Origin of the sequence: Pontibacillus marinus BH030004 = DSM 16465 (assembly GCF_000425225.1) — a bacterium.
GTDB lineage: Bacteria > Bacillota > Bacilli > Bacillales > BH030062 > Pontibacillus > Pontibacillus marinus.
Genome location: NZ_AULJ01000037.1, coordinates 50,112 through 60,746, shown reverse-complemented (window position 1 = coordinate 60,746; position 10,635 = coordinate 50,112). Strand labels below are relative to the sequence as shown.

The following is a 10,635-nucleotide window of genomic DNA, read 5'->3' as shown; positions in this document are numbered from 1 at the left end:
GATGTCTCTTATCTAGTTTTGAAGGTATATCCTTCAACTACATAGGTTTGGTGGCTTTGGCGAAGAGGTCACACCTGTTCCCATGCCGAACACAGAAGTTAAGCTCTTCAGCGCCAATGGTAGTCGGGGTTTCGCCCCCGCAAGAGTAGGACGCCGCCAAGCACATTTTAAGAACCCTAGAGGATTTCGATTCTCTGGGGTTCTTTTTGTATATAAAAGCGTTGTTTAGGTTTAAGCTTTCCTTCATTATAGTCTCCTAATGTGGAAGACTTGGGTTCGAGATATAGATTCGGAGATAGATAGAGGGGAGATCAATACACATCCCTGCTTAAGTACAGAAGTGTTACCCCACATAGAGATAGATCAGTACAAATGCACCCTCTATTCGGAAAAGATAGTATTATTCAGGATAGATTTATTCAGTATGAAGCCTCTATTCGGAAAAATAATCTCATTAAGGATAGAGTTATTCCGAATGCCATCCCCTTATTTATTAATGTTTTAATTTGGAATTAACTGTGAAAGTGATACTATATAATGTGAGAAGAAAACCAAGCATAAAAAACGCTCAGTAAAGGTCTGAGCGTTAGTCTTCGATCGAATGGATCTTAATTCGATTTTTGGATGTCTCTTGGTGGATGAGGCGGTGCAGTTGGATAATGAGCAAGCCATTTTGATAGGATGCATGAATCTTATCGCCTCGAACAGGGTATGGAAGATCGATCTTTCGCTCAAATGAACCTTGCAAAATCTCTTCTTGAACGAGTTGGTGGTGTTGAGGTTGTAAAGAGATGACACCTTTAATCTCTAAAATAGCATAGTCTACATAAACATCTACTTTATCAATATCCTCTAAGCCTGGAATGTTTACATAGCATAGAATTTCATTATCTGATTTGTATAGATTGATATGAGGGATGGGAGGCTTAATGATACCCTCAAATTCTCCCCAAAAATTTTCACCAAAAAAACGGTCCATATTTTTTCGCCAGTCTTGCATGTTTTGAAATGGATCCATTGGAATCCCCTCCATTTTAAATATTCAGTTATCATAATTGCTTGTGAAAGTGGAATATATTGCGATATAGTGTATGCATAAGTTTTTTAATGGGTGAATGTCCTAAGAGCAAATGAAAGTATTTAGTGTAGGAGTTAGGAGGGACAAAACCAGTATGGGAAATCTTTTAGATAATAGCCTTGTCATGGTATTAATTATATTAGTTGTAAACATTGTGTACGTATCGTTTTTAACGATTCGAATGATTTTTACGTTGAAAGGTCAAAGGTACTGGGCGGCTTTTATTAGTGTCTTTGAAATTACAGTGTACATCGTTGGGCTTGGTCTTGTTCTAGAAAATTTAGATCAAATTCAAAATGTAATTGCCTATGCAATCGGGTTTGGATTAGGGGTCATCGTTGGGATGAAGATTGAAGAGAAGTTAGCACTTGGCTACATAACGGTCAACGTTATATCCTCCAATCCTGATATTGAATTTACGAAGCAACTAAGAGATAAAGGATATGGAGTAACGAGTTGGTTTGCCTATGGAATGGAAGGGGACCGACTTGCTATGCAGATTTTAACGCCAAGAAAGTATGAATTAGCCCTATATGACACAATAAAAACCATTGACCCTAAAGCATTTATAATTGCCTATGAGCCGAAGCAAATTCGTGGTGGCTTCTGGGTGAAGCAGGTACGGAAAGGACGTATTAAGAAGGATGGGTAAAAAGAAAAAACGTTTTACTGTAGAAGAAGGGCAGTCCATTGATGAGGTTCTTGCCCAAATGAAAGAAGAAGGTTATCAGCCTGTTCGCCGCGTTGAAGAGCCCATTTTCCAAGAGCGTATGGAAGGTGGAGAGAAGAAGGTTGATCCTGTAGGTCGCCAGATTATTTTCGATGCTGTGAAAACTGAATAACGAACAAATGAATATTTAAATACTAAATTGTTCGTGATTTGATTGCTTTTTCTATTCGCTCTTGTTAAGATTACATTGAAACGGGCGAATTGATAGTATGGCATATAATGCAATTACGAAAGCCTATTATCTTTTCTGTGTGAAAGATAATAGGCTTTTTTTATAGGAGGGTATTTAATGATTGAGCGTTATACGCGTCCTGAGATGGGGGCAATCTGGACTGAAGAGAACAAATACAAGGCTTGGTTAGAGGTCGAAATTTTGGCATGTGAGGCGTGGAGTGAACTGGGTCATATTCCAAAAGAAGATGTTGAAAAGTTACGTGAAGGTGCTTCTTTTGATATTGAGCGTATTCATGAGATCGAGCAAGAAACACGTCATGATGTTGTTGCATTTACACGTGCGGTATCTGAGACGCTTGGTGAAGAAAAGAAGTGGGTTCACTATGGTCTCACGTCTACGGATGTAGTGGATACTGCTTTGTCTTACCTGCTAAAGCAAGCAAACAATATCATTCGTGAAAACTTACATACGTTTGTTGATGTGTTAGGCGAGAAGGCGAAGGAGCATAAATACACAATCATGATGGGACGTACACATGGTGTTCATGCTGAGCCAACTACTTTTGGTTTGAAGCTCGCATTATGGTATGAAGAAATGAAACGTAACTTAGAGCGTTTTGAAATGGCAGCTCATAACATCGAGTTTGGTAAGCTCTCAGGGGCAGTAGGAACTTATGCGAATATTGATCCGTTTGTGGAGGATTATGTTTGTGAAAAGTTGGGGTTAACCCCTGCACCTGTATCAACCCAAACGTTACAGCGTGATCGCCATGCTCATTATTTATCCACACTAACACTAATTGCGACTTCTATTGAAAAATTCGCAGTGGAAATTCGTAGCCTACAGAAAACAGAAACACGTGAAGTGGAAGAATTCTTTGCAAAAGGACAAAAAGGTTCTTCGGCGATGCCACATAAACGTAACCCGATTGGGTCAGAAAACATGACAGGAATGGCGCGTGTGTTACGTGGTCACATGGTAACTGCTTATGAAAATGTCGCTCTTTGGCATGAACGTGATATTTCCCACTCTTCTGCGGAGCGCATTATTTTACCAGATGCAACGATTGCATTGAACTATATGCTGCACCGTTTTAGTAACATCGTGAAAAACTTAACGGTATATGAGGACAATATGAAACAAAACATGGACAAGACCTACGGGTTAATCTTCTCCCAGCGCGTGCTTTTAACACTTATTGATGAAGGCATGGCGAGGGAAGAGGCTTATGACATCGTTCAACCTAAGGCGATGGAAGCTTGGGAGAAAGGGATCTCCTTCCGCGAGTTAATTGAAACAGATGAAAGAATCAAATCTACGTTGTCTTCTGAACAACTGGATAGCTGCTTTGATCCAACGCATCATTTGAAAAATGTTGATCGCGTATTTGAACGAATTGGGTTGTAAGAGAATGATGTGGCACGGAACCTCTTTAATGAGGTTTCGTGCTTTTTTATTAGTGAATCAAACCAAAAAACGAACAATAAAAACATTTCAGTTAAAAACGTTCGAAAAATTACATTGACTTTTACAATCTCCCCTTGTTACGCTATAGATAGAAATTAAATAAAGGACCTCATATAATCTCGGGAATATGGCCCGTAAGTCTCTACCTGACGACCGTTAATCGTCGGACTATGAGGGAAGATCGGTTGCAGAAGTACCTGTATCCAGTCTGGGATACGTATCTTCATTGATATGCGCCTACTGTCTTCTCTCGTTATAGAGACAAGACGGTAGGCGCATTTTTTATATCATAACAATGGAGTGGTGATGATGGTGAAGGTTGGAGTGATCATGGGAAGTTTATCAGACTGGGAAACGATGAAACCTGCCTGTGAGATGTTAGAAGAATTCGGGATCGAGTATGAAAAAGACATCGTATCAGCGCATCGAACGCCCGATGACATGTTCAATTATGCAGAAACTGCACGAGAAAGAGGTGTAGGTGTCATTATTGCTGGGGCAGGTGGTGCTGCACATCTCCCTGGTATGGTGGCTTCGAAAACAACATTACCCGTCATTGGTGTTCCGGTTCAAACAAAAATAGATGGTTGGGATTCACTGCTATCTATCGCTCAAATGCCAGGTGGCGTTCCAGTTGCAACGGTAGCAATTGGAGCTGCTGGAGCGAAAAATGCAGGAATCTTAGCAGCAGAAATTATCAGTGTTTTTGATACAAATGTGGCGGAAAAGCTTGAAGATTATCGCCAGGGGCTTCAACAACATGTTCAAGAAATGAGGGGATCATTGCATGAGCAATCCTAATGTATATCCAGGACAAACGATAGGGATCTTAGGTGGCGGCCAACTTGGAAAAATGATGGCGCTTTCTGCAAAAGAAATGGGATATCGTATAGCTGTTTTAGATCCTGCACCATACGGACCATGTGCCCAAGTTGCCGATCAACACATCCAGGCTTCATTTGATGATCGGAAAGCTGTTCTTCAGTTGGCTGAGGTGAGCGAAGTTATAACTTATGAGTTTGAAAATGTGGATCTCACGTTAGCGCAAGAACTTGAAGCGAAGGGTAAGTTGCCTCAAGGAGCAAATGCCCTTCGCATTACACAGGATCGAATTGAAGAAAAGCGTGCGATGGAAGAAGCGGGAGTTCCGGTAGCTCCATATCGTGTGGTTCAAAACCCTGAGGAACTAGAGGGTGTTGTAGATGAACTTGGTTTTCCTTGCGTAATCAAAACAACGCGTGGAGGTTATGACGGCAAAGGACAATTGAAATTAAACTCTTCAAAAGATCTAGAAGACGGAAAAGCATTTGTAAATGTTCATCCTTTCTGTGTTGTAGAAGCATGGCTTCCTTTTGATCAAGAAGTATCTGTTGTGATGACCAGAGGGGAAGACGGAGAGCTTGAATTGTTCCCAGTTCCAGAGAACCAACATGAACATCATATTTTAAAGAGAAGTATTGTTCCGGCTCGTATTTCAGAAACGTTAGTCGAAAAAGCTCGAAATGCTGCTCGCTACATTGCGGAGCACCTTCAATTCATCGGTACATTTGCGGTTGAGATGTTTGTGGTTGGTGAGGAGATTTACGTAAATGAAATGGCACCACGTCCACATAATTCCGGTCACTTTACGATAGAAGGTTGTAATGTATCTCAGTTTGATCAGCACATCCGAGCGATCTGTGGGCTTCCTTTATTAAAAATAACAAGACCTTATGCTTCTGTTATGACGAACCTTTTAGGTGAAGAAGTTAGCAAGGTTATTCAAGATAAACGATATTTCCAAGGTGCACATGTCCATTTATATGGAAAAGACAAAGTAACAGAGAAGCGGAAAATGGGGCACGTAACGGTAACAGGCAATTCTTTAGACGAAGCGCTTGAAAAGGCAGAGGTTTTCAACTTTTCAGAGGTCTTGATAAACCAAAAGGGGTGACGTAATGAGGGGATCATTGCTTTATGAGGGAAAAGCTAAAAAAGTGTACACGATGCTAGGAGAAGAGTTTCAACTTATTTTGGAATATAAAGATGAGGCAACAGCATTTAACGGTGAAAAATATAAAATGTTTCGAGGGAAAGGTCGTTTAAATAACTTGATCTCTTCAAAGGTCTTTCAATACTTGCATATGAAGGGGATCCAGACTCATTTTATAGAGACGCTGTCCGAAACAGAACAAATGGTTTCTCATACAAGAATTATTCCATTAGAGGTGGTTGTGCGTAACGTAGCAGCAGGCAGTTTATCTAGAAGGCTTGGAATCGAGGAAGGTACAATCTTAGAGCCTGCGTTAGTTGAATTCTATTACAAAGAGGATAAGCTACAGGATCCCCTTATCAATGATGAACATGCTGCTTACTTAACAGGTTTAAGTCAAGAAGATTTAGAAGGCATTAAGCAGGATGCGCGATCGATTAACGCTCACTTGAAATCTTTCTTTGACGAAGCGGACCTTAAGCTGATCGATTTTAAATTAGAATTTGGCAAATTGCATGATGGATCTATTGTTCTAGCAGACGAAATTTCACCAGATACATGCCGACTATGGGATAAGAAAACGAACCGCAAGATGGATAAAGATGTATTCCGTGAAGATATTGAAGACTTGGTTGAAATCTATGAAGCTATTTTGAAGCGACTGGAGGCGAAGGTGCATGTTTAAAGTGCAGGTGTATGTAACATTAAAAGAAGGCGTTTTGGATCCACAAGGGAAGGCGGTAAGAGGTTCACTCCTTTCGATGAATTATGATGAAGTTCAAGAAGTACGTGTTGGGAAGTATATTGAGTTGTTCATAGAGGAGACAGAGAACCTTGATGAAAGAATTGATAGCATGATTGATCAATTGCTTGCTAACCCTGTCATAGAGGATTATCGCTATGAGGTCGAGGAGGTTGTCTCCAATTGAAGTTCGCTGTAATTGTATTTCCGGGATCGAATTGTGACCGCGATATGCATCATGCTATTCAAGAAGGTATCGGAGAAGAAGTACACTTTGTTCGCCATACTGAATCCGACCTTGCTTCTTTTGATGGAATACTTCTGCCTGGTGGATTTTCGCACGGGGATTATCTCCGGTCTGGGGCTATGGCAGCCACGTCTCCTATTATATCCGCTATAAAAAAAGAAGCGGAAAAAGGGAAGCCGGTTTTAGGAGTATGCAATGGGTTTCAAGTTTTACTAGAGGCAGGTCTTTTACCTGGAGCCATGCTATCAAACGAAGGTCAGCGGTTTATTTGTCGGACAGTTGAGTTGCGTGTTGAGAATACAAAAAGTATTTTTACCACCTCATATGAAAAGGGTCAGATCATTCGTATTCCAGTCGCTCATGGAGACGGAAATTACTTTTGTGATGAAGAAACGTATAAGAGTCTCAAAGATCAAGAGAGAATCTTATTCACATACGAGGATAACCCGAACGGTTCTGTCCACAACATTGCAGGAATCTCAAATGAACGAGGAAATGTTCTCGGTATGATGCCACACCCTGAGCGAGCTGTAGAGAGTTTACTAGGATCAGATGATGGCTTAAAGCTATTTCAATCCATTGTAAAGAGTTGGAGGGAAACACATGCAGTCCATAGTTGAGCTAACACCAGCATATATTGCTGAGAAAAAAATCTATCAGGATATGGGTCTATCGGATGCTGAGTTTTTATCTATACAAAACATTCTTGGGCGCAATCCTAACTATACAGAAACGGGATTGTTTTCCGTCATGTGGTCGGAACATTGTAGCTACAAAAATTCGAAACCTCTATTAAAGAAGTTTCCCACAACTGCTCCACATGTTTTGCAAGGTCCTGGAGAAGGAGCTGGGATTGTGGATATCGGTGATAATCAGGCAGTCGTTTTCAAAATTGAGAGCCATAACCATCCCTCAGCAATCGAACCGTATCAGGGGGCTGCTACTGGCGTTGGGGGCATTTTACGAGATGTTTTCTCTATGGGAGCCCGTCCAATAGCTTTACTTAACTCTTTACGTTTCGGTGAGTTGACTTCCGAGCGAGTGAAGTATTTGTTCAGAGAAGTTGTGCACGGAATTTCTGGTTATGGGAACTGTGTTGGAGTCCCAACGGTTGGTGGAGAAGTTCAATTTGATGACTGTTATGAGGGTAATCCGCTTGTGAATGCCATGTGCGTAGGGTTAATCGACCAACAAGATATACAAAAGGGGATCGCTAAAGGAATCGGCAATACGGTGATGTATGCTGGAGCACCAACGGGACGTGACGGGATTCATGGTGCTACGTTTGCATCTGAGGAGCTCTCCGAAGAATCGGAGAGTAAACGTCCATCTGTTCAAGTCGGCGATCCTTTTATGGAAAAGCTTTTGATTGAAGCCTGCCTTGAAGTGACGCAATGTGATGCCTTAGTTGGAATGCAAGATATGGGAGCTGCAGGACTTACATCTTCATCAAGTGAAATGGCGAGTAAATCAGGAACTGGGATCGAAATGAACCTTGATCAAATTCCACAGCGAGAGCAGAACATGACACCTTATGAACTGATGCTTTCAGAGTCACAAGAACGCATGCTACTCATTGTGGAAAAAGGACGCGAACATGAAATTGAAGCGATTTTTGAAAAGCACGGATTGCATGCTGTTTCTGTAGGTGAAGTGATTGAGGATCGTGTGTTACGACTAACTCATCAAAATGAAGTCGTTGCGGATGTTCCGGTTGATTCCTTAGCTGAAGATGCACCTGTTTATCACCAACCGTCAAAAGAACCAGCGTACTTTTCCACATTTCAAAACATGGAAGACTATTATCCACATGTGGACAACGCAGAAGAGACGCTTATGGATTTATTAAAACAGTCCACAATCGCAAGTAAGGAATGGGTCTATGACCAATACGATACCATGGTTCAAACAAACACGGTGGTGGCGCCAGGTTCAGATGCTGCCGTATTGCGCATTAAAGGAACCAATAAAGCAATTGCCATGACCACAGACTGTAATTCTCGCTATATTTATTTAGACCCAAATACCGGTGGGAAAATCGCAGTGGCTGAAGCGGCTCGAAACATTATTTGTTCAGGTGGTAAGCCACTAGCTTTAACGGATTGTTTAAACTTTGGTAACCCGGAAATACCAGAGTACTTTTGGCAAATGGAGCATGCAGTGGAAGGGATGAGTCGTGCTTGTGAATCGTTATCCACACCTGTAATCAGCGGAAATGTTTCGCTTTATAACGGTTCCAATCAGCAATCGATTTTCCCAACCCCTGTAGTCGGTATGGTGGGGCTTATTGAAGACCTCGAGCATGTAACGCGACAAAGCTTTCAAAAGTCTGGAGATCTAATATATGTAATTGGTGAGGCTAAACCGGAGTTTGGTGGAAGTGAACTGCAGAAGCTTCGAGAAGGACGATACTTTGGCAAAGCCCCATATCTTGACTTAGAAATAGAACAAAAAAGACAAGATCAACTTCTACAGGCCATCCAAGGTGGAGTTGTCCAGTCCGCTCATGATATTGCGGAAGGCGGATTAGCTGTTGCTCTAGCTGAAAGCTTGTTTGATCAGGAACTTGGCTGTGAGGTGGCTCTTTCTGGAGACTTAGGGGCTGAACTTTTCTCTGAAACACAATCTCGCTTTATCGTGTCGGTTTCAAAGCAGGACGCTTCAAAGTTTGAAGAAATGGTAGACGATGCACGTTTGGTTGGGACAGTGAAAGATGAGTCAAACATGAGCATCAGCCATAACGATCTTCCTGTTCTTAACCTTTCCACACACGAATTAAAACAAGCCTGGAAGGAGGCGATTCCGTGCCAACTGAAATCAAAGGGTTAAATGAAGAATGTGGCGTTTTTGCTGTATGGGGTCATGAGGATGCTGCACAAATCACCTATTATGGATTGCATAGCCTTCAGCACCGTGGTCAAGAAGGTGCTGGAATCGTCGTAACAGATGGAGAGCAATTGAAAGTTGAAAAAGGTCTTGGCTTAATTACAGACGTATTTGATGCGCAGAGGTTTGAGCGACTGAATGGCCATGGAGCAATCGGACATGTTCGCTATGCCACTCAAGGTGGGGACGGATATGAAAATGTGCAGCCCCTTGTATTTCGCTCTCAACAAAATAGCCTTGCCTTAGCTCATAACGGGAATCTCGTAAATGCACATGCGCTTAAACGTCAACTTGAAGCGCAGGGAAGTATTTTACAAACGACTTCAGATACAGAAGTTGTGGCTCACCTTATTCGTCGAAGTGGGTCCCTTCCTATTAATGAAAGTATTAAGCAGGCACTCACAATGCTGAAAGGGGCCTATGCTTTTGTTGTGATGACGGAGGACCAATTGTTTGTAGCTCTTGATCCAAGAGGGTTGCGCCCGTTGTCGCTTGGGAAAATGGGAGATTCCTATGTTGTGTCTTCAGAGACTTGTGCGTTTGATGTAGTTGGTGCGGATTATGTTCGGGAGATTGAACCAGGCGAGATGCTTATCATTGATGAAAATGGCATTCAATCTGAGCGATTTGCTGCTCCTATTCAACGAACGTTGTGCTCGATGGAGTATGTATATTTTTCTCGTCCTGATAGCAATCTTGATGGCATTAATGTTCATTCTGCACGTAAGCGAATGGGGAAAGAGTTAGCCATTGAAGCTCCGATTGAAGCGGATGTTGTAACAGGGGTACCAGACTCTAGTATTTCAGCAGCCATTGGATATGCAGAATACTCAGGTATTCCTTATGAGCTCGGTTTAATCAAAAATCGTTATGTCGCACGTACCTTTATTCAGCCTTCTCAAGAATTAAGAGAACAAGGTGTCAAAATGAAGCTTTCAGCTGTGCGAGGAATCGTAGAAGGAAAACGTGTCGTGATGGTGGATGATTCTATTGTACGTGGTACAACGAGTAGACGAATTGTAAGAATGCTGAAAGAAGCGGGAGCTAAAGAAGTGCACGTACGAATCGGTGCACCTCCCATACAAAATCCATGCTATTACGGAATCGATACTTCAGAAAAAGAGGAACTCATTGCTAGTAAGCACAATGTGGAAGAAATTCGGGACATGATTGGCGCAGATAGTTTAGCCTTTTTATCTGTTGAGGGCTTGCAACAGTCGATTGGAAAACGTGAAGAAAGCCTTATGCATGGACATTGTCAGGCATGTTTTACAGGATCTTATCCTACTGAAATCTTCCCGGAAACAGTCCATCCATATGAAAAAGCGTAGAGGGGTG

The 10,635-nt window shown here is 41.9% G+C and carries 11 protein-coding genes, 1 rRNA gene and 1 riboswitch; of the genes, 11 read left to right on the top strand and 1 reads right to left on the bottom strand.

Features of this window, described 5'->3' with window-relative positions; genetic code table 11:
* The first annotated feature begins 46 nt into the window (after positions 1–46).
* Positions 47–162 (top strand): 5S ribosomal RNA (rrf, locus tag H514_RS0108745).
* Positions 163–586: 424 nt separating this feature from the next.
* On the opposite strand, the gene H514_RS0108740 is transcribed toward rrf, so the two are convergent.
* The gene (locus H514_RS0108740) at positions 587–1,018 is read right to left on the bottom strand and encodes an Hsp20/alpha crystallin family protein (protein ID WP_027446626.1); all 432 of its coding nucleotides are present in this window, start codon (positions 1,016–1,018) and stop codon (positions 587–589) included.
* Positions 1,019–1,172: 154 nt separating this feature from the next.
* Here H514_RS0108740 and H514_RS0108735 point away from each other — a divergent pair, with 154 nt between their 5' ends.
* The 10 genes from H514_RS0108735 (at position 1,173) to purF (ending at position 10,628) form a co-directional block, all read left to right on the top strand.
* Entirely contained in the window at positions 1,173–1,730 is a 558-nt protein-coding gene (locus tag H514_RS0108735; RefSeq protein WP_027446625.1) for a DUF2179 domain-containing protein, read from the top strand.
* Positions 1,723–1,920 (top strand): NETI motif-containing protein, encoded by a 198-nt coding sequence (locus H514_RS0108730; protein WP_027446624.1) that lies wholly within the window; start codon positions 1,723–1,725, stop codon positions 1,918–1,920. Before H514_RS0108735 ends, H514_RS0108730 begins: the two co-directional genes overlap by 8 nt.
* Before the next feature lie 177 nt (positions 1,921–2,097).
* A complete protein-coding gene (gene purB, locus H514_RS0108725; RefSeq protein ID WP_027446623.1) occupies positions 2,098–3,390 on the top strand; it encodes an adenylosuccinate lyase in 1,293 nt (430 codons plus the stop codon).
* A gap of 149 nt (positions 3,391–3,539) precedes the next feature.
* Positions 3,540–3,641, top strand: a riboswitch (purine riboswitch).
* Between the two features lie 118 nt (positions 3,642–3,759).
* The gene (gene purE / locus H514_RS0108720) at positions 3,760–4,251 is read left to right on the top strand and encodes a 5-(carboxyamino)imidazole ribonucleotide mutase (RefSeq protein WP_027446622.1); all 492 of its coding nucleotides are present in this window, start codon (positions 3,760–3,762) and stop codon (positions 4,249–4,251) included.
* Complete coding sequence (purK, locus tag H514_RS0108715; protein WP_027446621.1) at positions 4,238–5,383, top strand: 5-(carboxyamino)imidazole ribonucleotide synthase; 1,146 nt, start codon at positions 4,238–4,240, stop codon at positions 5,381–5,383. The genes purE and purK overlap by 14 nt, the downstream gene beginning before the upstream one ends.
* A gap of 4 nt (positions 5,384–5,387) precedes the next feature.
* The gene (purC, locus tag H514_RS0108710; protein ID WP_027446620.1) at positions 5,388–6,107 is read left to right on the top strand and encodes a phosphoribosylaminoimidazolesuccinocarboxamide synthase; all 720 of its coding nucleotides are present in this window, start codon (positions 5,388–5,390) and stop codon (positions 6,105–6,107) included.
* Positions 6,100–6,351, top strand: coding sequence for a phosphoribosylformylglycinamidine synthase subunit PurS (gene purS, locus H514_RS0108705; protein ID WP_027446619.1), 252 nt, complete (start codon positions 6,100–6,102; stop codon positions 6,349–6,351). The genes purC and purS overlap by 8 nt, the downstream gene beginning before the upstream one ends.
* Positions 6,348–7,031: a phosphoribosylformylglycinamidine synthase subunit PurQ gene (purQ, locus tag H514_RS0108700; protein ID WP_027446618.1), complete on the top strand. Its 684-nt coding sequence runs from the start codon at positions 6,348–6,350 to the stop codon at positions 7,029–7,031. Before purS ends, purQ begins: the two co-directional genes overlap by 4 nt.
* On the top strand, positions 7,015–9,240 hold the full coding sequence (purL, locus tag H514_RS0108695; protein WP_027446617.1) for a phosphoribosylformylglycinamidine synthase subunit PurL: 2,226 nt from the start codon (positions 7,015–7,017) through the stop codon (positions 9,238–9,240). Before purQ ends, purL begins: the two co-directional genes overlap by 17 nt.
* On the top strand, positions 9,216–10,628 hold the full coding sequence (gene purF / locus H514_RS0108690) for an amidophosphoribosyltransferase (RefSeq protein ID WP_027446616.1): 1,413 nt from the start codon (positions 9,216–9,218) through the stop codon (positions 10,626–10,628). The genes purL and purF overlap by 25 nt, the downstream gene beginning before the upstream one ends.
* The last annotated feature ends 7 nt before the right edge of the window (positions 10,629–10,635 follow it).

Coding starts and splice junctions, on each gene's coding strand:
- H514_RS0108740 (WP_027446626.1), bottom strand. CDS start 1,018: ATGGATCCATTTCAAAACATGCAAGACTGGCGAAAAAATATGGACCGT.
- H514_RS0108735 (WP_027446625.1), top strand. CDS start 1,173: ATGGGAAATCTTTTAGATAATAGCCTTGTCATGGTATTAATTATATTA.
- H514_RS0108730 (WP_027446624.1), top strand. CDS start 1,723: ATGGGTAAAAAGAAAAAACGTTTTACTGTAGAAGAAGGGCAGTCCATT.
- purB (WP_027446623.1), top strand. CDS start 2,098: ATGATTGAGCGTTATACGCGTCCTGAGATGGGGGCAATCTGGACTGAA.
- purE (WP_027446622.1), top strand. CDS start 3,760: ATGGTGAAGGTTGGAGTGATCATGGGAAGTTTATCAGACTGGGAAACG.
- purK (WP_027446621.1), top strand. CDS start 4,238: ATGAGCAATCCTAATGTATATCCAGGACAAACGATAGGGATCTTAGGT.
- purC (WP_027446620.1), top strand. CDS start 5,388: ATGAGGGGATCATTGCTTTATGAGGGAAAAGCTAAAAAAGTGTACACG.
- purS (WP_027446619.1), top strand. CDS start 6,100: ATGTTTAAAGTGCAGGTGTATGTAACATTAAAAGAAGGCGTTTTGGAT.
- purL (WP_027446617.1), top strand. CDS start 7,015: ATGCAGTCCATAGTTGAGCTAACACCAGCATATATTGCTGAGAAAAAA.